Genomic DNA, 23238 nt, shown 5'->3' with positions numbered 1-23238 from the left:
CGGCGCGCACAAACATTTCCGGAAAGTGGGTTGTGTTACCGGCCCGGATACTCCGTTCTTCGTAGGGGCATTTACTCCTGCCTACATTTTAGCTTCCGCACTTGGCTGTTCTTCGCTCTAAACCAAAAGGTCCTTCCCAACCTGTTGCCATTATTGGGGCAGGTATTGCCGGTATAGCTACGGCAGTACGGCTAGCTACGCAAGGGCACCGCGTTACAGTGTTTGAGGCGCAGGAGTCCTTCGGTGGTAAGATGCACCAGCTGGAACTGCCCGGTGGTTACCGCTTCGATGGGGGACCATCCTTATTCACGCTGCCCCACCTGGTAGATGAGCTGTTTCAACTGGCCGGCCGCAACCCCCAGGACTATTTCCGCTACCAGCGCCTCGACCCCATTACGCAGTACTTTTTCGCCGATGGTACCCGCCTAACGGCCTGGGCCGATGAGGAGCGGTTTGCCCGGGAGGTAGAGGAAAAGCTGCAGGTGTCTGCTGCTGAAGTACTCCGGTTTCTGCGCCGCAGCGGCCGGGTCTACGAGGCTACGGCCGGTACTTTTCTGCAAAAGTCCCTGCACAAAGCCAGCACCTACCTGAGTCCCGAGGTGCTGAAAGCCCTGGCGGCTTTGCCGCAGCTGGGCCTTACCAGCACCATGCACCAGCACCACGCTCAGGCTTTCAAAGACCCGCGCCTGGTGCAGCTCTTCGACCGGTTTGCTACCTACAACGGCTCCGACCCCTACCAGGCCCCGGCCACGCTCAGCCTGATTCCGCACCTGGAGCACGGATTGGGAGCATATTACCCCGAAGCCGGGATTTACGCCATTGCCCAAAGCCTCGTGCGGCTGGCTGAAGAGCTGGGCGTACAGTTCCGCTACCAGGAGCCAGTGCTGGAAATCCTGACGGCTGACAGGCGCGTGACGGGCGTACGGACCGCCCAAGATGTATATGATTTCAGCCTGGTGGTCAGCAACATGGATGTGGTGCCTACCTACCGGCGGCTATTACCCACGCAGCCCGCCCCGGAACGTACCCTTAGCCAGCCCCGCTCTTCCTCAGCCCTGATTTTTTATTGGGGCATTGCCCGGCGCTTCCTGGAATTGGGGGTACACAACATCTTCTTCTCTCAGAATTATAAGCGGGAGTTCGAGGCCATCTTCCAAGAGAAAACCATTGCCGACGACCCCACGGTGTACGTCAACATCACCTCGGGCCACACGCCCACCGATGCGCCCCCCGGCCATGAAAACTGGTTTGTGATGGTGAACGTACCCCACCACCAGGGCCAGGACTGGCCCGCGCTGGTAGAGCGCACCCGCGCGGCGGTGCTCAGCCGCGTCAGCCAAGCCTTGGGTACCGACGTGGGCAGTCTCATCCGGGCCGAGCACGTATGGGACCCTCCGGGAATCGAGACGCGCACCTCGTCGTTTGGGGGGGCGCTCTACGGCAGCTCCAGCAACAACCCATTGGCGGCATTTCTGCGGCATCCCAATTTCTCGGGGCAACTGGAAGGGCTGTACTTTTGTGGCGGCTCGGTGCACCCCGGCGGTGGCATCCCGCTGTGCCTGCTCTCGGCCCAAATCGTTTCTGATCTTATCAAGCAGTAAAAAGGAAAAGAGAAAACGTATAGCTGACACACTGGGTAGCAGGTGGCATCAGTTTGCTGCTTCCATCCGGAACTCTATTCGGCCTTTTACTGCTTTTCTCCTCACGCTCTCCATGCCCGAACCTACGCAACAACTCTCCCCGCCGGCCACGGCCCTTTCCGATGTGCAGACGCGGCGTTTGCGCTGGGCGCAGGGTATTCTGCTGCTGTTTCACGTCACCGGCTTTCTGGGGCTGGCCTTCTCGCAGGACCCCGGTTTCTACCTGCGGTTTGTACCGCTAAATTTGCTGCTTACCCTAGGGCTGCTGCTGGCGTTTCAGCCCCGGCGCACCCCGGCGTTCTGGAGCTTCTGCGTGGTGGCCATGGTGGTGGGCTTTCTGGTAGAAGTGGTAGGCATTCGTACGGGGCTGCTGTTTGGGCAATATGAGTATGGGGCTACCCTGGGGCTGAAGTGGCTGGATGTTCCCCTCATGATTGGGGTAAACTGGCTGATGCTCACGTATTCGGCCGGTATTCTGGCCCGCTACCTGCCGCTGCCCGATATTTTGCGGGCGGTGGTGGCGGCCCTGCTTATGGTTGGGCTTGATATTTGCATCGAGCCCGTAGCCGTCCGGTACGACTTCTGGCGCTGGCAGTACGATGTGATTCCCCTGCTGAATTTTAAAGGCTGGCTGGCCGTCAGCTTTATTCTGCAGGTGTATTTCAACCGGGTGGAGTTCGACAAGCGTAATCCCTTGGTGCCCTTCGTATATCTGGTGCAGCTATTATTTTTCTTTGGCTTGGGTATGCTACTCTGAGCCACTGCGGCGTTATGGCAACGTCGGACCGTGCGGATAGGAATTTAGCATCAATTTTTTGCCTGTTCTATGGAGGAACTTGTACTCCACCAACTGCTCGACCGCGCCAATACGTTGTTTCGCCAGGTAGGCGTGGGGCTGGTGCACGAAGAGCAGCTAGCCGCGGCCCTCGACCTCTCTCCGGCTGGTTTTCGGGAGATATTCGGCTCCAAGGCCGAGCTGCTCCGGGCCGTTACGCAGCGCAACCTCATGCGCCAGCGCCTGGAGCACGATCAGCTGCTGGCTAATCTGGCCACTCCCGCCGAGTGCCTGCTGGCATTGCTGCACCATAGCCTGCACGAGTTGCGCCGCTCGCCCCACCACGACTACCACGTGATGCGGGACCGTTTTCCGGAATCCTGGGCCCTTATTCAGGAGTATCTGACCGCCTATACTCAGCCACTGCTGGTTCGGCTGTTGCAGGAAGGTATCCAGGAAGGCCAGTTTCGCGCCGACTTAGATGCCCGCGCTACGGCCCACGTGCTGCTGGCTCTGTTTGGGCTGGTAGTGAACGAGCAGTACTTCCCTACCGAATACTTCAACTTGGCCGATGTGTACCGCAACGTGTGCGGCCCCTACGTGCGGGGCCTGTGCACTACCGCCGGCCTGCGGCTGGTAGGTCCCCTGTTCGACCGAATGTAAGAGCAAGGGTATAAAGCCAAAAGGAGCCGTGGGGCAAAGACACTATATGTCTGCACCACCGCTCCTTTTGGTTTGTTTACTACGCTCTATCTAACAGCTAATCTTATCCACGCGGGTTTGGTGGCGGCCACCTTCGAAGGCGGTGTTCAGGAACTGGCTGGTGATGGCGCGGGCCGTTTCCTCGCTCACGAAGCGGGCCGGAATGCAGAGCACGTTGGCGTCGTTATGCTGGCGGATGAGGGAGGCTACCTCCGGCTCCCAGGCCAGCCCGGCCCGGATGCCTTGGTGCTTGTTGGCCGTGATGCACACTCCATTGGCGGAGCCGCACAGCAGAATGCCACGCTCAAACTCGCCGCGCTCCACTGCCAGGGCCAGCGGGTGCACGTAGTCGGGGTAGTCTACCGAGTCGGCGGAGTGGGTACCGAAGTCCTGCACCTCGTAGCCGTTGTCGCGCAGCCACTCTAGCAGCATCTGTTTGTATTCGAAGCCGGCGTGGTCGGAGCCGATGGCAAGTTTCATAGGAAGGGTATTGATGGTCGAAGGAAGGCGAAAAGACAGAACATACAAAAGGTGCCGATGTAGCTGTGTAAGCTGAACATCGGCACCTTTCGTTTTTGCATTTGAGCGGTTAGGCTACTCCCTGGTTTTCGGCCAGTTGGGCGTTGAGAGCGGCGGTGCGTGAGCGGCCCACAATGCGGGCAATATTGATGCTCAGCTCATACAGCAGCATAATAGGTACCGTTACAATCAGCTGGGCCGAAATATCGGGCGGAGTGATGATGGCCGCAATGATGAGGATGACCACAATGGCGTGCTTGCGGTACACCCGCATGATTTCGGGCGTAATCAGCCCGGCCTTGGCCAGGAAGAACACAATCATCGGCAGCTCAAACACGAAGGCGCAGGACAGCGTCATGGTGGTGAGCGTGCTGATGTAACTCTGCATGTCAATCTGGTTTTCGATGGTAGGGTCCACCACGTAGCCGGCCAGGAAGTTGATACTCATGGGCGCGGCAATGTAGTAGCCGAACAGCAACCCTAGTATGAACAGAATAGACACGAAGAACACCGCCCCGCGGGAGTTGGCCCGCTCGTGCGGATACAGACCCGGCTTAATGAAGCGCCAGATTTCCCAGAACAGGTAAGGAAAGCCTAGCACCAGCCCCACAATAAAGGCCGAACTCAGGTGCATGGAAAGCTGCCCGCTCATCTCGCGGTTCTGAATCACAAAGCCTAGTTCATTCACGCACAGCCCATCGGTGTGCAGGGCCGCGCCAATGCGGCATAGCGTCTGGTACGTCCAGAAATCGGGGCGCGAAGGGCCCAGAATCAGGTCGTGGAACAGAAAGTCTTTGGCAAAGAATGCGCCCGTAGCAAAGAGTACCACGGCAATAACCGCCCGGATAACGTGCCAGCGCAACGCCTCCAGGTGGTCAATAAAGGACATTTCCTGCTGGTCGCCCAGCGCAGGTTGAGGTTGGTTCACTGAGTGAATAAGTGAATGAGTGAATGAGCGAAGTGGTGGGGAGCGGAAAGACAAACGTAAAAGGAGGCCAACAGGATGTTAGGCCCGTTGCTTCAATACGTTTGCGCAATCACCTATTTACAACTCGCTCACTCACGCATTGATTACGAAAAGAGCGGGTACTGCTGCATCCACTCGTTGATTTCGCCCCGCACCCGCAGAATGCGGCTGTCGTCGGCGTTGTGGGTCAGCACCTCGTCAATAAAGCCCACGATGCGGGCCATATCGGCTTCCCGGAGGCCGCGGGTAGTTACGGCGGCCGAACCGATGCGCATGCCGCTGGTCACGAAGGGCGACTTATCATCGAAGGGCACCATGTTCTTGTTGATGGTGATGTCGGCCTTAATGAGGGTGTTTTCGGCCAGCTTGCCGGTGAGGCCCTTGCTGCGCAGGTCAATCAGCATCAGGTGGTTATCGGTGCCGCCCGAAATAATCTGGTAGCCGCGCTCCAGGAAGCCGTTGGCCAGGGCCTGGGCATTGCGGATTACCTGGTGGGTGTAGTCGGTGTAGGCGTCGCTGAGGGCTTCACCGAAGGCCACGGCCTTAGCTCCAATTACGTGCTCCAGCGGGCCGCCCTGGGTACCGGGGAATACGGCTCCGTCGAGCAGGCTGCTCATCATCCGGATTTCGCCTTTCGGGGTTTTCAAGCCGAAGGGGTTTTCGAAGTCCTTACCCAGCATGATGAGGCCGCCGCGGGGGCCGCGCAGGGTTTTGTGGGTGGTGGTGGTTACGATGTGGCAGTGCTGGAAGGGGTTGTTCAGCAAGCCCTTGGCAATGAGGCCCGAGGGGTGCGAAATATCGGCCAGCAACAAGGCGCCTACTTCGTCGGCGGCTTCGCGCAGGGCCTGGTAGTCCCAGTCGCGGGAGTAGGCCGAGGCTCCGCAGATGATGAGCTTGGGCTGCTCGCGGCGGGCCGTTTCCTTTACTTTCTGCCAGTCGATGAGGCCGGTTTCAGGCTCCACGCCATAGAAGCTGGGCTGGTAGAGCTTGCCCGAGAAGTTAACCGGCGAGCCGTGGGTGAGGTGGCCGCCGTGCGAGAGGTCGAAACCGAGGATTTTGTCGCCGGGTTGCAGCACGGCCAGCATCACGGCGGCGTTGGCCTGGGCTCCGGAGTGGGGCTGCACGTTTACCCACTCTACCCCGAACAGCTCCTTGGCCCGGTCAATGGCCAGTTGCTCAATCTGGTCAACCACCTCGCAGCCGCCGTAGTAGCGCTTGCCAGGCAGGCCCTCGGCGTACTTATTGGTGAGGATGGAGCCCTGGGCGCGCATTACCTGCTCCGAAACGTAGTTCTCGGAGGCAATGAGTTCCAGGCCGTGGGTTTGCCGCTCTTTCTCCTTCTGAATCAGGTCGAAGACGGCGGTATCAAGGGTGCGAGTAGGGGCGTGCGTTTCCATACGGCCAAAGGTAAGCGGAAAAGGTGAGGCCCGAACAGGCTTCGACAGTAGATGAGGGTCGCCCGAACAGGTAGGAGCTGCAGGCCGGTACAAAATTTCGGCATTGCCGGGGGGCATAGGTGCGGGCTGCGTGTGCCGTAAGTGCGGCCGCTTGGGTGGCCAACGGCTGCCCGTGGCTGCGGGGGAAGCTGGGCGTGTGTGCTAACCCAACGGAGCGTGTGAAGTACCGCTAAAGTGGGAGTAACGGCCGAAAAAAGAGACTGTTGCGGGGTAGTGGAAGCCAGTATTTTGGCGGGCCGTTCCTGCTTTTACCGCAGAACGGTTCGTGCTTTTTTCTTTTCCACAACCCAATTCCTACCCTATGAGAAACCGTACTCTTTTTGCCTGGTGCCTGCTGGTACTGGGCAGCCTGCTTCCGCTACTGGGCCGCGCCCAGGGCAGCATTCCATTCACCATTGCCAACAACTCGCCCTACGCCGACACGGACTTGTACGTGGCCATTGTGGGTATTGACGGCTCGGGCAACCACGTCTGGATTAACGCCGCCAACGGGCAGGTATTGCCCATGTCCTCTTCGTACAACACCGTAACGGGGCCAACTTACAATGGCAACACCGGACCGGGCCAGAACTCCAAGTACGCCGCCTGCTTTACCAAGCTCAGCAACATTCCGAACAAGACGTTCACGCTGCCCTACATTGCGGGCTGCCGGGTGTTCATTTCGCAGGGCCAGCAGCTGTACCTGTACTTCTTCGGGTCTTCGGGCGCGCCCTCGGGCTACGCCGCCCCCGACTTCCAAAACCCCAACGACCCCAACAAGGGCATCCGCTACGAATTCATCGAGCTGACGAACAACCAGTACGGCTTCTTCGGCAACACCACGCGGGTAGATTCCTACAACTACCCCATGGGCCTGGAGCTGTGGGGCAACGGCTTCTACAAGCGGGCCGGCGAGCAGAAAAGCCACGCCGATATTCTGGCCGCTTACCAGAGCTTCGCGCCTACCGAGTTCCAGGGCCTGCGCAATGCCACGGCCGGCACCATTACCTGTCCTGGCAAATCGGCGCAGTTTCAGAGCGGCGGGGCCCAGGCCAATTACTTCGGCTCCTACATTGACGCCATCTGGAGCAAATACGTGAACGAGGACCTGATTTTCTACGCCGGCGACGCGGGCGTGTTCAAGGGCCGCGTGAGCAACGGCCGCCTCACGGTGGTGGGCCAGTCGGGCGGCTTTGCCGGGCGCACGGGCATTGTGGCCCGCAAGCCCACTACGCAAGAGGTGCTGGAAGGCAAGGGCGCCCTCGATAACCGCGTGGGCGACGGGGACTGTGACTTGGTAGTACAGTCGCAGCTGTGCGCGGCCATCAACCGCCACGTGGTGAACACCACCACGACCAACCCCGGCCAGCAGAACTGGTACAACGCGGCCGCCTACTACGCCGCGGCCCCGGCCAACTACTACTCCAAGTTCTGGCACCAGGGCGGCATCAGCGTGGATAACCTGAGCTACGGATTCGCCTACGACGACGTGAACGACCAATCCTCCACCCTGCACACGCCCCAGCCCACTAAAGTGGTAGCCACCTTCGGGGGCTTTGTGGGCCTGGGGCAGCCGAGCAGCGGCGTGGCCACCATGTATAAGGACTGCAACTACACGGGCACCGCCGTAGCCCTGCCCGTGGGCGACTACACGCTGAGCGCTCTGCAAAGCCGCGGCATCCTGAACGACGACATATCCTCGCTCAAGGTGAACAGCGGCTACGAGGTAGTGCTGTACGAAAACGACAACTACACCGGGGCTTCCCTTACGGTGGGCAGCGCCGGCAACAGCTGCTTGGTGAACAACGCCCTGGGCACCAGCAACTGGAACGACAAGGCTACCTCCGTGCGAGTGCGCGCGGCCACTACCAACTCTACTTTCAGCGTAACGCTGCAGGCCGAAGCGGCCAACGTGAACAACGGCATGACGGTGGAGACCTGCACCGACACTGGTGGGGGCCAGAACATGGGCTACGTAGATGCCGGCGACTACCTGGTATGGAACAACATCAATTTCCCCACCACCGGCACCTACACCATTGAGTACCGCGTGGCCAGCGGCGGCAGCGGCGGCACCATCTCTTCGGATTTGAACGCTAGTAGCATCCAGTTTGGTAACTCCACTATTCCGGGTACCGGTGGCTGGCAGAACTGGACTACCGTGTCGAAAACGGTGACAATCAACGCGGGTACCTACAACTTTGGCATCTACGCGCAGACGGGTGGCTGGAACATCAACTGGGTGCGCATCACCAAAAGCAGCACGGCCGCCCGCATGGCTACCACGTCGGCAGTAACCACTAAGCAGGATGCCGAGCAACCGGCGCTGGCCCTGTACCCCAACCCGGTGGTGGACCGGCTGGAGCTGACGTCTGCAACCTCGCTGGCCGGCAGCCAGTACCGCATCGTGAATCAGCAGGGCCAGACGCTGGCCACCGGCACGCTGGGCCGAGGCGCGGTAGATGTGGCCAAGCTGCCAAATGGTATGTACTCGCTGGTAGTGCTGCGGCCCGATGGTAAAACGACGGTACACCGCTTCCTGAAGTAATCCTTGCCACTGCCTAGGTTTGTTGAAAGGCTGCTCCAACTTGGGGCAGCCTTTCTGTTTGCAGAGCCACCCCACCAGCAGCCCAGTGGGGGCAAGTGTTACCAAACGCCCTTTCCCTCGTATCTTGCCTGTATGAACTCTCCCCAGCAGCTTGCCGAAGTCCTGACCAGCCTGCGCGTCGGTAACCAGTCGTTTCTGATTACTTTCTATGAGCAGAACCGTGACCTGTTTGCCCGCTGGGCTCGTCGGCAGTACCAACTCTCAGCCCCCAAGGCCCACGACCTGCTGCGCACGGTGCTGGTAGAGTTCTATGACCAGGTTTCCGACGGCCGCCTAACCAAGCTGCCCCCCGATCTGCGGGCGTACGTGTACGGTATGGCCGATGAGCAGGTACGGGCCGCCCGTACGACTGCCGTATTGCCCCTGGCTGAGGCTGGGCGGCGGCAGCGGCTGCTGGGCCTGTTCCGGCAGCTGGGCCTCGATTCGCAGAAGATGTTAATGTATTTTTACTTCCGGGGCTACAACTTTGAGAAAGTAGCGGGCAAGATGGGTTTTGCCAATGCCAATGTGGCCCGAATGCAGAAATCCATCTGCCTGCGCAAACTCTACGAGTTGCGGCTGCGTACCGAAACCGCAGCTGGCTAGCGGCTATGCCGGCTTCTGCGTAGCTTAGAAGCCAAAATTCCTGTTCTTCTTCTGATTCTGCCGCACCGGTAATTCTAACTGGTGTCTTCCCCGACCTCCGCACCGCTGCCTCAATGACCCTGCCTTCTTCTGACCTGCGCCCCTACCTCGATGAGTTGGAACGCTTTGCCGATGGCCAGATGGGAGCCGCTGAGCAGGATGCTTTTGAAGCCCGCTTGGAGCAGGACCCGGTACTCTACCAAGCCTATCAGTCGTACGAGCAGTTGGCGGCCGACCTGCGCTGGGTGGCCGGGCACGAAACGCTGTATCAACGGTTACTCGCTCTGGACCAGCGCCTTGACCAGCGGCAGGAGGCCTTACTGCGGATCAAGCGCCGCCAGCGCCGGACGCAACGGCAGTGGGCATTAGTAGCCGGACTTAGTCTGGTAGCTGTTCTGTTGATATGGTGGTTTCTGATGCGGCCGGCCGCCCCGAATATGCAGGCTGCCTGGGCGCGCTATTATGTACCCGATGCGGGCCTGGCCGATGATGTAATTCGGGAAAACCAGCGCCCGTTGCTAGCGGAAGCCATGCGCCAGTACCGCGACGAGCATTACACGCCAGCGCTGTACACCTTGCGGCGAGTGCCCACCAGCACCGTTGGGCAGGATACACTCACATACTACAACGGCATCTTCTTGCTTAGCCAAAACGAGCCGGAGCAGATTCGGGCAGCTCAGCCGTTTTTGCGCCGGGTGGCCATGCAAAGTAGCTCCCGGCTGGCTGGGCGGGCCCGTTACCACTTAGGCATGGCCTACTGGCGCAACCAGCAGATTACCGCAGCCCGCAATACCCTGCGGTCTGTAGCCAACGACACCCGCAACCCCTACCAGGACGCTGCCCGCCAGCTGCTCCGCTCCGATGCTCTGCCACAGGAATAAGTGATGAAGTAAAAAGGGATGAGGTAAAAGGTGAGGCCAGACAGCAAACGTCCGCCTCACCTTTTACCTCATCCCTTTTTACTTCATCACCCTCTTACACCAATCGGGTAATCAGGTTCGATGTTGGGCTGCAACGTCAGCTCCTCGGTATCTAGGTTGAGGGCGGCTAAATGGCGTAGCCCCGGGTTGTGGCGATACACACAGCCAGTGTCTAGTCCGATGGCGCCAGCGTGGGCTTTTACCCGCTTCTCTACTTCCGCGGTGGGGGTTGGTACGTGGCCGTGCACCAAGCGGCGGCCTTCCAAGCGGGATGCATCAAACACAAACTCTTTGATGTTGAGCATGGTGTGCCAGTTCCGGCGCATTTCGGCGGGAGGGAGCCGGAAGTTGAAACCGGCATGCACCAGCACCCAGCCTGGCACCTCCAGCTGGTACGGCAACTCCTGAATCCAGCGCAGGTAGGGGGTGGGAATATCCTCGGGACGCTCCACGCCGAAGCTGCTCAGGGTAAGTTGACGGTCAGTGGCCGAGGCCCAAGTGAGGGTGGCGTTGCCTTGGGCGGCGTCAAGCAATTCCTGGTCGTGGTTGCCGCGCAGGCACACTACGTGGTAGCCTTGTTGCGGCAGCTGCATCAGGTAGTCGAGCACACCGCGGGTGTCAGGGCCTTTGTTCACGTAGTCGCCCAGCACGTACAGCTCGTCCTGGGGGCGCAGCTTCAGTTTTCGCTCTACCAAGTGCTGGAAGGACTGCAGGCAGCCGTGCAAATCGGTGGTAACGTAGCGGGCCATGGGTCAGCAGATGAATAGGTTACACAAAAAAGCACCTGCCAGGGCAGGTGCTTTTTACAGGTAGTGCTCAGCTTAGTTATAGGCCGGCTTGTCCAGGTCGGGCTTTTCGGTGTTGCGGTTGGGGTGGCGCTGGCCCGCGTCCTGGGCCTCGTCGGCCAAGCGGTTTTCCTCGGCCTCGCTCCGCTGATTCACAGGCAAATTGCCAGTGCCTTTGGGCTGCTCGCTTTGGGTGGGGCTACCGTGGTTTTCCTTGGACTGCTGGTTGGTGTTATTGCTTTTGTAAGGCATGACAGGGAGTGTTTTTGTTTGTTTTCACAGAGAAGAGCGGGAGAGAAGCAAGTGCGAATTGGCCAGCCGCAGCTGGGCTTCCGTTACTGGATAATAGCCGTGTCGGAAGCGTCGGGGTCGGTTAGGTCGGCGTTAGTGCCCTGGCGGGCCAGGTCGGCGTTGGTGCCGGTTTTGGGCTCCATCTGGCCCATGCCTACGCGAGAGTTAGGGTTCTGCATTTCGTCGCGGCCGGGGCGGTCATCGTCCAGGTCCAGCTCATCCACGGGGCGGCGGGCTTCCAGATCCGGGTCCTCGTCGGCGGGTAAATCCTGGTTGGGGCGGTCGGGGCGGCCTTCGTCGGAGGTCCGCATGTTATCGGCGGGGTGCTCAATCTTGTCGGTATCCTCGTTCACCGATACGGCCGAAATGCCAGTGCCGCTGTCGGTGCCGTAGCCTTCTTTGCCCTCCCGGTTGCCGAAGCCCCCGCGGGCGGCTTCGTTCTTGGGTGGGTCGCCGCCGGGCGTGATGTGGCCCGCAGCCATTTCCTGTTCAGTGGTATCGTCGTTGATGACGCGCACGGGGCGGTCTTTGGGGTCAATAGCCATGGTTTCCTCGGGGTTGAAGTGGGAGGGAGAGTACTGGGTAAGTGTACTGCGGTTCCCGGATTTGGGTTTAGATTTGGTGGTCTTGCGTATCAAATTATCCGCCTTACTGTTGTGTCTGCCAATCAGTTGCCGCCTATTCGTTCCGTAGAAACCCTGCTTCAGCACCTGCACCACGGGGCCACACCTAAGTATCTGTATTTCTGGGGGCACACCAGCAAGGGCAGCCTCGGCAAAGAGGTGTTCAGCCAGTGGTACCCGGCCCCGTTTACGGTGGATGGTGATACCTATGCCACGGCCGAGCACTACATGATGGCCGAAAAAGCCCGCTTGTTTCAGGACGAAGCCACCCGCCAAGCCATCCTGCAGGCTACCCACCCCGATGTAGCCAAACGCCTGGGCCGCAAAGTGCAGGGCTTCGATGAGGCCAGGTGGAATGCTGCGCGGTTTGAAATTGTGGTGCGAGGCAACGTGGCCAAGTTCAGCCAGCACCCGGCACTACGAGAGTTTTTGCTGGGTACCGGCAACCGGGTGCTGGTAGAGGCCAGCCCCGTTGACAGCATCTGGGGCATTGGGCTGGCCCAGGACCATCCGCAGGCCGCCAATCCCGCCGAGTGGCCCGGCCTGAACCTGCTGGGCTTTGCCCTGATGGAAGTGCGTAACACCCTCTAACCCCAACCTTCTATGTGGACCGAAACCGACAACACCCTCACCCGCACCTTTCGCTTCAAAGACTTCAAAATGGCCTTCAGCTTCATGACCGATGTGGCGGAGGAAGCCGAGTATCAGGACCATCACCCGTGGTGGAGCAACGAGTACAACACAGTGAGCTTCCGCCTACGCACCCACTCCGCTGGCAACCGGGTTACGGACAAGGACCACCAGCTGGCCGCCGCCATCGATAAGCTGGCCGCCGAGTACGGCGGGGAGGAAGTTGCTGGTTTGTAAAGCAGCACGTCATTTCGAGCGTAGTCGAGGAATCTCGCGTGCTGATGTTGGGATACTAACTCCTGCGTCAGCACGCGAGATTCCTCGGCTGCGCTCGGAATGACGTGTAGTATCTCCTGCTAACTGGAAACCAGCAACCAGAAACTAGCAACTCCCCCGCTACCTTTGCCCGCATGGCTGAACCCCAAGAAAAAACGTTGCTGTACCTGGTGCCCACGCCCATCGGCAACCTGGAGGATATAACCCTGCGCGCCATTCGGGTGCTGGGGGAGGTAGATACCGTGCTAGCCGAGGACACCCGCACCAGCGGCCGGCTGCTGCAGCACCTGGAGCTGAAAAAGCCCATGCTCAGCTACCACCTCCACAACGAGCACCAGCAGGTGCAGCGCCTGCTGGAGCGCCTGGAGAAAGGCGAAACCATGGCGTTGGTATCCGATGCCGGCACGCCCGGAATTTCCGACCCCGGCTTCCTGTTGGTGCGGGAGTGCCTGGCCCGGGGCCTCAAAGTGGAATGCCTGCCCGGGGCCACGGCCTTTGTGCCGGCCTTGCTGAAATCGGGGTTTGGGGCGGAACGGTTCACGTTTGAGGGGTTTCTGCCGGTGAAAAAGGGCCGCCAGACGCGCCTGCAGGAGCTGGCCCAGGAGCACCGCACCATGATTTTCTACGAGTCGCCGCACCGCATTGTGAAAACGCTGGAGCAGCTGGCTGAGGTGCTGGGGCCCGAGCGGCCGGCCTCCGTAAGCCGGGAACTAACCAAGCTGTTTGAGGAAACCGTAACCGCTCCTTTGGCCGACCTGGCCCGGAACTTTGCCGCCCGCCCCACCATCAAAGGCGAAATAGTGCTGGTGGTGCAGGGCCGCAAGGAGGAGCGCCCCGCCAAAGAAGACCGATACAAGAACGATGACCGTGACAAATAAACCGGCCGAAGCGCCTACTGCGGCTCCGGCCGCCACAACCCCGGCCTTCTGGCTACCCACCATGCTGGCGCTGCTGGGCGCGTTTCTGCTGTGGCTGGGCTGGCCGGTGCACCCGGCTCCGCTGGCGGCGGCGCTGCTGGTAGGCTGGGTACCCTACCTCACGCTGGAGCACCTGCTCACCCAGCGCAACGCCAGTAATTGGAAAGTGTGGCGCTACAGCTACCTGCTGCTGCTGCTCTGGAACGTGTTTACCACTTACTGGGTAAGCTACAGCACCCTGGGCGGCGGCATTACGGCCGTGGTGGCCAACGCGGCCCTTATGAGTTTGCCGCTCACTGCCTTCCGGCTCACTAAAAAGCACTTCGGCCCCAAGCTGGGCTACGCCTCTTTGCCCATTTTCTGGATTGCCTTCGAGCAGCTGCACCTGCATTGGTTCCTGACGTGGCCCTGGCTCACGCTGGGCAATGGCTTTGCCCAGGCCAACCAGTGGGTGCAGTGGTACGAGTATACCGGCTTTCTGGGCGGCTCCCTCTGGATGTGGGTAGTGAACTTGCTGTCGTTCTTTGCCTTCCGCGACTACCGTGCGGCTTCCCGGCCGGGGGGCGTGCCTCTACCACGGGTGCATCTGCAGCGGCTGGTGCTGCTGCCAGTGCTGGCAGCGGTGTTGCCCATTGGGCTGTCGAAACTTATTGCGAGCCGCTACCAGGAGAAAGGTGAAACGGCCGAAGTGCTGGTGGTGCAGCCCAACGTGGACCCCTACAACGAGAAGTTTGAGGGCGGCTCCCGGTTTGTATCCTATGATGAGCAGCTGAACCGCCTGCTGACCCTCACCGAGCAGAACCTGACCCCGCAAACCAAGCTGGTGCTCTGGCCCGAAACGTCGCTCGACGAAACCTACTTCGAGGGGACCTTTAACAGCTACCCCAAAGTGCAACGTTTGCGTAACTGGCTGACCCAGCACCCTGGCCTCGACCTCATCACCGGCCTGACCTCGGTGCAGCAATACGGCCCCGATAAAGCCAAAGCCAGTCCTACGGCCCGTTTTCGTGAGGATTTGGGGTACTACGACATCTTCAACGCGGCCGTGCATTTGCCGGGGCCGGGGCAGTTCTACCACAAAAGTCGGCTGGTACCGGGTGTGGAGGGTGTGCCGCCGTGGCTGAGTATGTTCGTCATTGACCTTGGCGGTACGGCCGGCGGCCTTGGCTCCCAGGAGGAGCGCACGGTGTATCAAATGGCCACGCCCGCTCTCAAAGTAGCCCCCGTTATCTGCTACGAATCGGTGTACGGCGACTTTGTGAATCAGTACGCCCAGAACGGGGCCACCCTCATCGGTATCATCACCAACGACGGATGGTGGTCCGACTCGCCGGGCCACCTGCAGCATCTGCAGTACGCTACCCTCCGCGCCATCGAAACCCGCCGCGACATAGCCCGCTCCGCCAACACCGGCATTTCGGGCTTCATCAACCAGAAGGGCGAAGTCACCCAGCAAACCGGCTGGTGGGTGCCCGCCGTAAGCCGCGCCACCGTGCACCTGAACACTGAGCTGACGTTTTACGTGAAGTACGGTGAACTGCTCGGCCCCGCTTGCCAGGTGCTGGCGGTGCTGCTGTTACTACTCACTGCAGTACGAGCCGTATTACAAAGACAAACCAAACAGCCTGAAATGGCTTAGAATATTCTGCTTCGACTTCGGTCAGCATGAATCAACACGACTAATTGCATGGATTACAATCAAATCAGCTTTCAGTTGGCGGCTGTAACGCGCCACGCGGGCCAGTTTATTCGCCAGGAGGCGGCCACCTTCAACCGCAGCCACATTGAACTGAAAGGCGTGCACGACCTGGTGTCGTACGTGGACAAGGAAACCGAAAAACTGCTGGTCGCCGGCCTGCGCGAAGTGCTGCCCGAGGCCGGTTTCATCACCGAAGAAGGCACCGAAGGCGCCGACCGGGCCGAGGAATATAACTGGATTATCGACCCCCTGGATGGCACCACCAACTTTGTGCACGGCCTGCCGGTGTACTGTGTGAGCGTGGGCCTGGTGAAGGGCCACGAGCTGGTGGCCGGCGTGGTGTACGAGGTAGTGCGCGACGAGTGTTTCCGGGCGGCCAAAGGGGCCGGGGCGTTCTGCAACGAGCTGCCCATTCACGTTTCCGACGTGCCCGACCTCAACAACAGCCTAATTGCCACTGGCTTCCCCTACACCAAATTTGAGCTGATGAACGACTATCTGCAGGTGCTGGGCTCGTTCATGCGTCGCTCCCACGGGGTGCGCCGCGTTGGTTCCGCCGCCGCCGACTTGGCCTACGTGGCCGCCGGCCGCTTCGAGGGATTCTTCGAGTTCAACCTTAACTCCTACGATGTAGCTGCTGGCATTCTGCTGGTGCGCGAGGCCGGGGGCCGCGTAACGGAGTTCCTGCAGGATGGTGACCCGCTCTCGGGTCGGCAGGTAGTGGCCAGCAACGGCCTAGTGCACGAGGAAATGCAGGATACCATCCGGGAGTTCTGGCACGAAGCGGAGTAGAGTACACCTAGGCACCATTGTCCGTCATTCCGAGCGAAGCCGAGGAATGACGGGCAGGCGGGTTCTGTCTCCGATAAACTTTCCGGCGCGCATCGTAGTTTTGTGAGCATCATGTGGATACAGTATCTCATCATTGCCCTACTATTTGTGGGAGCGGCTTGGTACGTGGGGCGCATCTTCTGGCGCTCCTTTTTCTCCAAAGACCAAACTGCCTGCGCTAAAGGCTGCGGCGGGGCGTGCTCGACTATTGATGTTGACCGCCTGCAGCGTACCATTGAGTTGGCTGCCGCCCGCGAAGGAGCTAAGGCCTGACGGCGTAATATTCTTGCCCCCGGATATAACCCGCCCCCGTCCCGGCTACGTATAGCCCGGCACGGGGGCTTTTTCGTGGCCGCCGTATTCCTACTGACCGCATCCCTTCCTATTCCCTAAAACACCCCTCGCCATGCAGGACAAAGAAGAAGAACGCACCCTCGTAAACGTAGAGCGGAGATTAAATAAAGAGGGCTTCACGGCCGATTTCCGCGTTACCGACGGCCGTTTGCATACGATTGATACCGACCGGGACAAGAGCTATTCGCCCAACGAGGTAACCATCGTGGATTTCTACCGCTTCGAAGGGGAAAGCAACCCCGATGATATGTCCATCCTCTACGCGCTGGAAACGGCTGATGGCGTGCGGGGCACTATTTCCTCCGCTTTCGGCACCTACGGCGACTCTGATGCGCTGGAGTTCCTGAAGCAGGTAGAAGACCTGGGCAAAAACTTAGATAAGAAGCACAAGTAGATAACCATACTTGTCTGAGCAGAAAAGGCGTTCCGAACGAATTCGGAACGCCTTTTCTTATGCCGGAGCCTGAGCGGATTACTGTGCCACCCCGAACCGGCCGCCCTGGGCATCCAGCAAAATGGTGTGCTGCGTGAAGGCCTCGTTGCCCAGCATGCCGCCCATGCCCGAAACCTGCATGAGGGCCCGCTGCCAGAAGCTTACATTATCAATGTACGTGACGGAGTGAAGCGGCAGCGCCTGAGTGCCAATGTGCAAAGCGGCCCCCGAGGCTACGGTGTGGGCATTGAGGGTTTTGCCCCAGGAGTTCACTCCCGATACCGTGGGCGTGGCGGCCGGAGTGGCCAGCTTTTCCCATTTGGCCTGGCTGGTGAGCAGGGAAAACGCGCTGCTCCCCGAGTCGAACATGTAGTTCTGTCGGTCGTTTTGCACGGTAGCCTGCACCAGCACCCGGCGGTTATCGAAGCTGAGTTTGGTGAACTGGGCCTGCTGGGTGAGGCTGTCGGGCAATTGGGAGTAGAGGCTGAAGCGCTGATGGGGAAAGTCGATAACCAATGCCTGGTTCACCAGCACATCGGCCCCCAATGAGCCGATGACGAATGGAGCAGTGCTATCGGCGGGTAGGGTAGCGACACCGTAACGCAGCACCGGCGCTTTCGCTACCGCCACCTGCGCGTTGCCCAACCCAAACCGCACGGCCCGGAGCGTATCGTGCTGGGGCAGCAGGACATTTTGAGTGGCAGGGTAGGCGGCCCGCAGGGCAGCCAGCGGGTTGGCGTAGAACACCGTGTACGGGGCGCCGGTATCAAACTGCAGGTAGCAGGTGCGGGGGCAACCGACCAGTTGCACCGGCACCAGCAGCACCGCGTGGGGCCGGGCCGGCGTAACCGTCGAGTCGCCCTGCCAGGTGAAGGTAGTGGTGGCCGGCAAGCCGGCTATAGTAAGCTGATTGGCCGGCGGCGCAAAGGCCTGACGAGCGTAGAAGTAGCCGCCAATACCGCTGGCTACCAGCAGCACAACCAGAACAAGGAGAACTTTAAGCAGGGTTTTCATAGCAGGGCAAGGACAGGTGGTTGATGTCACCAAAAGTGCGGGTTGCCTGCACTCAGCCCTGCGTCATTCTCCCGTCATTTGCCCGTCATTGTGTATATGTTGTTGATTAGAAATGTTTTGTGAAATTGGTGCTTATAGGCGGGTCGGATAAATATCCAGGTTGCCCTGGCGCAGCCGCAGCCCGTTGTAGCCTATCATCAGCCCGTTGAAGCCGTAGGTAAGCACCACCATGCCGATGTACAGCGCGGGGAAAATAGCCCGGTGTGAACCGGCCAGTAGCATCTGGGCCACCAGCACCAGCATGAAGGCGAAGAAGCTGCCCACCTGCCACAAAATCTGAAAGCCCAGCACCCGCCGGCCTACCTCGGCTACGTGAGCGGTAGTATGGCGGCGCGCCCGCCACAGCCACCACGGCACCAGAATATTCAGCAGCGGCAGTACCAGAAAGCTCAGTGCACTGAGGTTGAGCAACTGTAGGAAGTCGGGGTCGGAGCGGAGGGTGGGCGGAGTGGCGGCCGGGGGCGCAGGCGGGACCGGGGCAGCCTGCTCGGGTTCCAGCCGGAAGGCTTCGAGAGGTACGTCGAGGGCGGCAGCCAGGGCCTGTAAAGTGTATCCCCGCGGTTCGGTTTCGCCCTGCTCCACCCGCTGAATAGTGCGCAAACTTACTCCCGACTGCTCGGCCAGCATCTCCTGGGAAAGGCCCTTGCTTTTGCGAATAGTAGTGATGCGGGCCGTAGAAAACATAGGGTAGTGGATAACAGGCGGCTAGGTTCCTCCCAAGATAAGTGCTCCGCCGCACATTCGGCTTTGATCCGGTCATTCATCCATTTACCCATTCAATCATTCACCTCTACCCCCACACCTTGGTGCCCTCGGTGCAGTTGCGGCACATCTCAATCTGGTCGCGGCCTTTGAGCAGGGCGCTGCGGAAATTGCGGTATTTGGTGCCGTGCCAGAGCTGGCGGAAGGTCTGGGTTTGCAAGTCGCCGAGGCGGTACTCCGCGTCCTTATCGAAGCAGCAGGGCACCACCAAGCCGTCCCAGGTAATCACGCACGAGTGCCACATCTTCCAGCAGTGGTTGAGCAGGCGGTTTTTGATGATCCAGGTACCGTCCAGGTTGTTCTCGTAGCGGGAGTAATAGTCGATGGTGGGGATGAGGGGGCTGCCGTTGTGGTAGTCGTAAATCTGGGCGGTTTTAAACCACACGTCATCCACGCCCAGCTCCCGGGCCAGCTGCTTGGCCTCGTCAATCTGGTGCTCGTTGGGGCGCACCACTAAAAACTGGAACACCACCCGGGGCGTCTGGCTTTTCAATTCCCGCCGCCACTTTATCAGGTTTTTGGTGCCCTCCAGCACCTTGTCCAGCTTGCCGCCCACCCGGTACTGCTGGTACACGTCCTGGGTAGTGCCGTCCAGGGAAATAATCAGCCGGTCGAGGCCCGACTCCACGGTGCGCCGGGCGTTTTTGTCGTTGAGGTAGTGGGCGTTGGTGCTGGTGGCCGTGTAAATACCCTTTTGGCTGGCGTACTGCACCAGGTCCAGGAAGTTGGGGTGCAGGTACGGCTCGCCCTGGAAGTAGAAAATCAGGTACCAGAGCCGGGAGGCCACCTCATCAATCGTCTTTTTGAACAGCGCGTCGGGCAGCATGCCAGTGGGCCGCGTGAAGCTACGCAGGCCGCTGGGGCACTCCGGACAGCGCAGGTTGCAGCTGGTAGTGGGCTCGAAGCTCAGGGCCACCGGTAGGCCCCAGTGGCGCGCCTTGCCTGTGAGCTTGCTTAGGGCATAGCCGCCCACCACCTGCGCCCCGTTCCAGAGGCGGCCGGGCGTAGCTTTCGACAGGAAGTTGAGCGCGTCAGTGAGGAGGGAGGCCATGTAGAAGGTAAAGGTACGGCACCATTGGGGCTATAGCAGAAGCAGACAATAGAAACCCGTAAAACCAGATTAATATGTTCGGACTCTGGTTGCAACAAATGAAAAGGCCTTTCGCCGCTTGACGAAAGGCCTTCAACAAATAAAGTTTCAGAATTTTATCTTCCCGGCAGCGTGCTGCTATACGTGTTAGCCTTACCAAACGACTCCTTTATTTCGTCGTAGGCGGCGCGGCTGCTCAGGCGTTTGGGCTTGGTGTTGAGGAAGGTACCGTCCTCAGCCAGCAAGAAGTAGCTGGGCACATCTTGCACGGCGTAAGCACGGGCCACGGCTGAGCGCATGCCGCCAGCGGTGCGCACGTGTACGCCGGGTAGCTTCTTGCTGATAACCAGCTGCTTCCACGCTCCCTCATTCTCATCCAGGGCAATGTTCAGGAACACGATGTTTTTGCCCTCAAATTTTTTGGCCAGCTCCGTTTCGTACGGTAGGTCGCGCAGGGCCAGGCCGCTGGTGGTACGCCAGAAGTTGAGGTACACCAGCTTGCCCGCAAAATCCTTGAGGCTTACGGTATCGCCCTTCGAGGAAACTAACCGGAAGTCGGGCGCGGGCGAGCCAATGGCAAAAGCCTTGTGCGTATCGAAATCCTGCTTCAGCACCGGATAGTACTGATTTTTGCCATCCACGGAGCGGAAATCCTCCAGCATGGCCGCTGATTGTTTCACGTGCCCAAACCGGAATGACTCTTTCAGCACCCGGCCCATTACAATGGGCTTAGCCGGGCCATCTAACTGCTTCTTAGCCAAGTCGTAGCACACCTGGTAAAAGTCGGGGTCTGAACGCTGCTTGCCGCTGGTAAGAGCCAGATAGTGAATGTAATTGAGCAGAAACTCCTGGTACATCTCGCTCTGCACTGCCGAGGCGTTGTTAATCAGGGTTTTATCGTCTAGGAAGCCGTAGTAGCTCGGCGTCATTTTCAGCCGGGTTTCCGTGGCTACCACCTGCTCACGCAAGTCTTGGAACGTAAGCCGGTCGTTAGCGTAGCTGTAGTCTATTTCAGCCTTCACGTAATTGCGGAAAGCCGGGCTGAGGCTTTCCTCGCCGTCCTGCAGAAACTTATTTTCCTCTTTGCGGCGGTAATCCAAAAACGACAGAAAGGGCGCTTCGTACAGCATGATGTTATCAGGAAGCACCTGAAAACCATCATTCTCCACGAATTTATCATCCATCTCAGCCAGGAAAGTATTTGCTTCGGCACCCTTGCCTTTGTAGCGCACGGAGGTAGACAGGTCAGACCCCTTAAAGCGCACGTCCAACTGGTCGCCGGGCTCCAGGAACATGTCGGCCACATCGTCGCCGTACACCAAATCGGCACGGGTGGGGCCGTTTACCGTGAGGGCCAGCCGGAACTCGCCTTTGTTGTCGAGGCGGGCGTAGGTAATCTGCTCCTTCACATCCAGCGGATTCTCGCGCACAGATACCGCTACCGTGTCGGAAGTACGGCCGCTTACCTTGCCGGTAAGGATGACGGTGCCCTGGGCCTGCCCCAGCAGTGGGGCGGCCAGCAATCCGGCCCAGACCAGGGCAGCAGTGAGAGTAGATCTATAGGCCATTGGATGGTTGCGGTTGCGGAGTGAGGAACTGGAGCTGTATATACCTGTTTGCTCGGCTTTTGGCTATCTGAATTCAGGCAATTCGCGGTAAAAGCCAATTCCTAATTCGAAGATACGCGAGAAGTACGTACAAAGTCCAATCCGGAACATTACTTTTTTCGTAACCCAACAACCAATCCCAAAGTTTTGAACACAGCGTATTAGTACGCGGTATTTCAACTACAAAAAACAGGATTAAAGTGGTAACGGCGCGTGAATGGCCAGCTAGCCATTCACGCGCCGTTACCAGCTAATTTACCCGAATAATCCCGCCAGCACCTCATCCAAACGGCCGGAGGGGTGCACCCGGATGCCGTAGCGGGCTAGGTCGAGGCCTTTAGCGTTGAACTGCGAAATGTACATTTCCGCAAAGCCCAGCTTTTCGGCCTCACTCAGACGCTGATCCAGCCGGCTTACTGCCCGGATTTCCCCGCTTAGCCCCACTTCCGCCGCCAGGCACACTTCGTTGCGGATGGGAATATCATTGAGGGAGCTGACCACGGCGGCGCACACAGCCAAATCCAACGCGGGGTCCTCGAGGCGCAGGCCGCCGGCAATGTTCAGAAACACGTCGTGCTGGCCCAGGCGCAGGCCGCTGCGTTTCTCCAGCACGGCCAGCAGCATTTGCAGGCGCTTGCTATCGAAGCCGGTAGCGCTGCGCTGGGGCGTGCCGTAGGTGGAGGGCGTTACGAGAGCCTGCACTTCTACCAGCAGCGGGCGGTTGCCTTCCAGTGTAGCGCCAATGGCCATGCCGCTCAGGGTTTCGGTGCGCTGGCTGAGCAGAATTTCCGAGGGGTTGCTCACCTGCCTCAAGCCCGCGCCCTGCATCTCGTAAATACCCAGCTCCGAAGTAGAGCCGAAGCGGTTTTTGATGGTGCGCAGGATGCGGTAGGTCAGGTGCCGGTCGCCCTCAAACTGCAGCACAGTATCCACCATATGCTCCAGAATTTTGGGGCCGGCAATGGAGCCGTCTTTGGTGATGTGGCCGATAAGCAGCACCGGCACCCCGGTATCCTTGGCGTACTTAAGCAGCTCGGTGGTACACTCGCGCACCTGGCTCACGGAGCCAGCCCCGGCCTCCACCAGCTGGGAGTGCAGCGTTTGGATAGAGTCGACCACCACCACATTGGGCTGGAGCTGATCAATCTGCCGGAAGATGTTCTGGGTATTGGTTTCGGTGAGGATATACAGGCCCGGGTGCTGCCGGCCCAGCCGCTCGGCCCGCATCTTGATTTGCTGCTCACTCTCCTCCCCGCTCACGTACAGAATACGCAACCCGTTGAGCTGCATAGCAATCTGCAGCATCAGCGTGCTTTTGCCAATGCCCGGTTCGCCGCCGATAAGCACCAGGGAGCCGGGTACCAGCCCACCGCCCAGCACCCGGTTCAGCTCCCCGTCGTGGGTGTTCAGGCGGGACTCTTCTTCGTAGAGAATATCGCCTAGGGGCTTGGGCTTGGCGGCCTTGTTGGCGGTGCTGCCTACCGAGGTAGAAGCCTTCCAGGCGTTGGCGGCCGTGGCGGTATCGGGCTTTTCCACCACTTCCTCCACGTACGTGTTCCACTCGCCGCAGCTGGGGCAGCGGCCAATCCATTTCACAGACTGAGCGCCGCAGTTCTGGCAGAAATAAAGGGTTTTGACTTTCGCCATTCCGGTTGTTGAATCAGAGCAAAGGAGA

24 protein-coding genes are annotated in these 23238 nt (G+C 59.5%); 13 read left to right on the top strand and 11 right to left on the bottom strand.

The annotated features are described in order from the left end of the window. Window positions 1–101 precede the first annotated feature (101 nt). From crtD to LF252_RS20255, 3 genes are all read left to right on the top strand, one after another. Window positions 102–1601, top strand: coding sequence for a 1-hydroxycarotenoid 3,4-desaturase CrtD (crtD, locus tag LF252_RS20265; RefSeq protein WP_226271414.1), 1500 nt, complete (start codon window positions 102–104; stop codon window positions 1599–1601). 112 nt (window positions 1602–1713) lie between these two features. Beyond that, window positions 1714–2397, top strand: coding sequence for a carotenoid biosynthesis protein (locus LF252_RS20260; protein WP_226271413.1), 684 nt, complete (start codon window positions 1714–1716; stop codon window positions 2395–2397). 69 nt (window positions 2398–2466) lie between these two features. Then, window positions 2467–3078: a TetR/AcrR family transcriptional regulator gene (locus LF252_RS20255; protein ID WP_226271412.1), complete on the top strand. Its 612-nt coding sequence runs from the start codon at window positions 2467–2469 to the stop codon at window positions 3076–3078. Window positions 3079–3168: 90 nt separating this feature from the next. On the opposite strand, the gene rpiB is transcribed toward LF252_RS20255, so the two are convergent. The 3 genes from rpiB to LF252_RS20240 all read right to left on the bottom strand — a co-directional run bounded on the left by rpiB (window position 3169) and on the right by LF252_RS20240 (window position 6000). Then, window positions 3169–3597, bottom strand: coding sequence for a ribose 5-phosphate isomerase B (rpiB, locus tag LF252_RS20250; protein WP_226271411.1), 429 nt, complete (start codon window positions 3595–3597; stop codon window positions 3169–3171). Between the two features lie 109 nt (window positions 3598–3706). Then, window positions 3707–4564, bottom strand: coding sequence for a twin-arginine translocase subunit TatC (gene tatC, locus LF252_RS20245; protein ID WP_317197875.1), 858 nt, complete (start codon window positions 4562–4564; stop codon window positions 3707–3709). A gap of 143 nt (window positions 4565–4707) precedes the next feature. Continuing rightward, window positions 4708–6000, bottom strand: coding sequence for a serine hydroxymethyltransferase (locus LF252_RS20240; protein ID WP_226271410.1), 1293 nt, complete (start codon window positions 5998–6000; stop codon window positions 4708–4710). Between the two features lie 361 nt (window positions 6001–6361). Between LF252_RS20240 and LF252_RS20235 the strand changes: the two genes are divergently transcribed. The 3 genes from LF252_RS20235 to LF252_RS20225 all read left to right on the top strand — a co-directional run bounded on the left by LF252_RS20235 (window position 6362) and on the right by LF252_RS20225 (window position 10152). Further along, complete coding sequence (locus LF252_RS20235; RefSeq protein WP_226271409.1) at window positions 6362–8587, top strand: beta-1,3-glucanase family protein; 2226 nt, start codon at window positions 6362–6364, stop codon at window positions 8585–8587. A 132-nt stretch (window positions 8588–8719) separates the two neighbouring features. Continuing rightward, on the top strand, window positions 8720–9232 hold the full coding sequence (locus LF252_RS20230) for a hypothetical protein (protein WP_226271408.1): 513 nt from the start codon (window positions 8720–8722) through the stop codon (window positions 9230–9232). Window positions 9233–9345: 113 nt separating this feature from the next. Beyond that, window positions 9346–10152, top strand: coding sequence for a hypothetical protein (locus tag LF252_RS20225; RefSeq protein ID WP_226271407.1), 807 nt, complete (start codon window positions 9346–9348; stop codon window positions 10150–10152). A gap of 86 nt (window positions 10153–10238) precedes the next feature. Here the strand turns inward: LF252_RS20225 and LF252_RS20220 are convergent, their stop codons facing one another. From LF252_RS20220 to LF252_RS20210, 3 genes are all read right to left on the bottom strand, one after another. Further along, window positions 10239–10940, bottom strand: coding sequence for a metallophosphoesterase family protein (locus LF252_RS20220; RefSeq protein ID WP_226271406.1), 702 nt, complete (start codon window positions 10938–10940; stop codon window positions 10239–10241). Between the two features lie 72 nt (window positions 10941–11012). After that, window positions 11013–11228 carry a hypothetical protein gene (locus LF252_RS20215; protein ID WP_226271405.1) on the bottom strand — a complete coding sequence of 72 codons (216 nt, stop codon included), beginning with the start codon at window positions 11226–11228 and terminating at the stop codon, window positions 11013–11015. Window positions 11229–11311: 83 nt separating this feature from the next. Continuing rightward, window positions 11312–11812, bottom strand: a complete 501-nt coding sequence (locus tag LF252_RS20210) for a hypothetical protein (protein ID WP_226271404.1) — start codon at window positions 11810–11812, stop codon at window positions 11312–11314. Window positions 11813–11923: 111 nt separating this feature from the next. Here LF252_RS20210 and LF252_RS20205 point away from each other — a divergent pair, with 111 nt between their 5' ends. The 7 genes from LF252_RS20205 to LF252_RS20175 all read left to right on the top strand — a co-directional run bounded on the left by LF252_RS20205 (window position 11924) and on the right by LF252_RS20175 (window position 16991). Continuing rightward, window positions 11924–12481, top strand: coding sequence for an NADAR family protein (locus LF252_RS20205; RefSeq protein WP_226271403.1), 558 nt, complete (start codon window positions 11924–11926; stop codon window positions 12479–12481). Between the two features lie 12 nt (window positions 12482–12493). Next, entirely contained in the window at window positions 12494–12757 is a 264-nt protein-coding gene (locus tag LF252_RS20200) for a 4a-hydroxytetrahydrobiopterin dehydratase (RefSeq protein ID WP_226271402.1), read from the top strand. Between the two features lie 173 nt (window positions 12758–12930). Continuing rightward, complete coding sequence (gene rsmI / locus LF252_RS20195) at window positions 12931–13674, top strand: 16S rRNA (cytidine(1402)-2'-O)-methyltransferase (protein ID WP_226271401.1); 744 nt, start codon at window positions 12931–12933, stop codon at window positions 13672–13674. Beyond that, on the top strand, window positions 13658–15352 hold the full coding sequence (gene lnt / locus LF252_RS20190; RefSeq protein WP_226271400.1) for an apolipoprotein N-acyltransferase: 1695 nt from the start codon (window positions 13658–13660) through the stop codon (window positions 15350–15352). Before rsmI ends, lnt begins: the two co-directional genes overlap by 17 nt. A gap of 48 nt (window positions 15353–15400) precedes the next feature. Then, window positions 15401–16204 (top strand): inositol monophosphatase family protein, encoded by an 804-nt coding sequence (locus LF252_RS20185; RefSeq protein ID WP_226271399.1) that lies wholly within the window; start codon window positions 15401–15403, stop codon window positions 16202–16204. Window positions 16205–16315: 111 nt separating this feature from the next. Next, the gene (locus LF252_RS20180) at window positions 16316–16516 is read left to right on the top strand and encodes a FeoB-associated Cys-rich membrane protein (RefSeq protein WP_226271398.1); all 201 of its coding nucleotides are present in this window, start codon (window positions 16316–16318) and stop codon (window positions 16514–16516) included. A gap of 133 nt (window positions 16517–16649) precedes the next feature. Further along, complete coding sequence (locus LF252_RS20175; protein WP_226271397.1) at window positions 16650–16991, top strand: hypothetical protein; 342 nt, start codon at window positions 16650–16652, stop codon at window positions 16989–16991. A 78-nt stretch (window positions 16992–17069) separates the two neighbouring features. Here the strand turns inward: LF252_RS20175 and LF252_RS20170 are convergent, their stop codons facing one another. From LF252_RS20170 to radA, 5 genes are all read right to left on the bottom strand, one after another. Beyond that, window positions 17070–18044 carry a hypothetical protein gene (locus LF252_RS20170; RefSeq protein ID WP_226271396.1) on the bottom strand — a complete coding sequence of 325 codons (975 nt, stop codon included), beginning with the start codon at window positions 18042–18044 and terminating at the stop codon, window positions 17070–17072. Window positions 18045–18176: 132 nt separating this feature from the next. Continuing rightward, entirely contained in the window at window positions 18177–18788 is a 612-nt protein-coding gene (locus tag LF252_RS20165; protein ID WP_226271395.1) for a helix-turn-helix domain-containing protein, read from the bottom strand. Between the two features lie 106 nt (window positions 18789–18894). Beyond that, on the bottom strand, window positions 18895–19917 hold the full coding sequence (locus tag LF252_RS20160) for an SPASM domain-containing protein (RefSeq protein WP_226271394.1): 1023 nt from the start codon (window positions 19915–19917) through the stop codon (window positions 18895–18897). 155 nt (window positions 19918–20072) lie between these two features. Further along, window positions 20073–21524 (bottom strand): TlpA family protein disulfide reductase, encoded by a 1452-nt coding sequence (locus tag LF252_RS20155; protein WP_226271393.1) that lies wholly within the window; start codon window positions 21522–21524, stop codon window positions 20073–20075. Between the two features lie 294 nt (window positions 21525–21818). Continuing rightward, complete coding sequence (radA, locus tag LF252_RS20150) at window positions 21819–23210, bottom strand: DNA repair protein RadA (RefSeq protein WP_226271392.1); 1392 nt, start codon at window positions 23208–23210, stop codon at window positions 21819–21821. Window positions 23211–23238 lie beyond the last annotated feature (28 nt).

The organism is Hymenobacter pini, from assembly GCF_020421205.1.
Lineage (GTDB): Bacteria > Bacteroidota > Bacteroidia > Cytophagales > Hymenobacteraceae > Hymenobacter > Hymenobacter pini.
This window is presented reverse-complemented; position numbering and strand designations above follow the sequence as displayed.

Bases quoted from the DNA above. Each gene is read 5' to 3' on its own strand.
- LF252_RS20260 (WP_226271413.1), top strand. From the start codon at position 1,714: ATGCCCGAACCTACGCAACAACTCTCCCCGCCGGCCACGGCCCTTTCC.
- LF252_RS20255 (WP_226271412.1), top strand. From the start codon at position 2,467: ATGGAGGAACTTGTACTCCACCAACTGCTCGACCGCGCCAATACGTTG.
- rpiB (WP_226271411.1), bottom strand. From the start codon at position 3,597: ATGAAACTTGCCATCGGCTCCGACCACGCCGGCTTCGAATACAAACAG.
- LF252_RS20240 (WP_226271410.1), bottom strand. From the start codon at position 6,000: ATGGAAACGCACGCCCCTACTCGCACCCTTGATACCGCCGTCTTCGAC.
- LF252_RS20235 (WP_226271409.1), top strand. From the start codon at position 6,362: ATGAGAAACCGTACTCTTTTTGCCTGGTGCCTGCTGGTACTGGGCAGC.
- LF252_RS20230 (WP_226271408.1), top strand. From the start codon at position 8,720: ATGAACTCTCCCCAGCAGCTTGCCGAAGTCCTGACCAGCCTGCGCGTC.
- LF252_RS20225 (WP_226271407.1), top strand. From the start codon at position 9,346: ATGACCCTGCCTTCTTCTGACCTGCGCCCCTACCTCGATGAGTTGGAA.
- LF252_RS20220 (WP_226271406.1), bottom strand. From the start codon at position 10,940: ATGGCCCGCTACGTTACCACCGATTTGCACGGCTGCCTGCAGTCCTTC.
- LF252_RS20215 (WP_226271405.1), bottom strand. From the start codon at position 11,228: ATGCCTTACAAAAGCAATAACACCAACCAGCAGTCCAAGGAAAACCAC.
- LF252_RS20210 (WP_226271404.1), bottom strand. From the start codon at position 11,812: ATGGCTATTGACCCCAAAGACCGCCCCGTGCGCGTCATCAACGACGAT.
- LF252_RS20200 (WP_226271402.1), top strand. From the start codon at position 12,494: ATGTGGACCGAAACCGACAACACCCTCACCCGCACCTTTCGCTTCAAA.
- rsmI (WP_226271401.1), top strand. From the start codon at position 12,931: ATGGCTGAACCCCAAGAAAAAACGTTGCTGTACCTGGTGCCCACGCCC.
- lnt (WP_226271400.1), top strand. From the start codon at position 13,658: ATGACCGTGACAAATAAACCGGCCGAAGCGCCTACTGCGGCTCCGGCC.
- LF252_RS20185 (WP_226271399.1), top strand. From the start codon at position 15,401: ATGGATTACAATCAAATCAGCTTTCAGTTGGCGGCTGTAACGCGCCAC.
- LF252_RS20180 (WP_226271398.1), top strand. From the start codon at position 16,316: ATGTGGATACAGTATCTCATCATTGCCCTACTATTTGTGGGAGCGGCT.
- LF252_RS20175 (WP_226271397.1), top strand. From the start codon at position 16,650: ATGCAGGACAAAGAAGAAGAACGCACCCTCGTAAACGTAGAGCGGAGA.
- LF252_RS20170 (WP_226271396.1), bottom strand. From the start codon at position 18,044: ATGAAAACCCTGCTTAAAGTTCTCCTTGTTCTGGTTGTGCTGCTGGTA.
- LF252_RS20165 (WP_226271395.1), bottom strand. From the start codon at position 18,788: ATGTTTTCTACGGCCCGCATCACTACTATTCGCAAAAGCAAGGGCCTT.
- LF252_RS20160 (WP_226271394.1), bottom strand. From the start codon at position 19,917: ATGGCCTCCCTCCTCACTGACGCGCTCAACTTCCTGTCGAAAGCTACG.
- LF252_RS20155 (WP_226271393.1), bottom strand. From the start codon at position 21,524: ATGGCCTATAGATCTACTCTCACTGCTGCCCTGGTCTGGGCCGGATTG.
- radA (WP_226271392.1), bottom strand. From the start codon at position 23,210: ATGGCGAAAGTCAAAACCCTTTATTTCTGCCAGAACTGCGGCGCTCAG.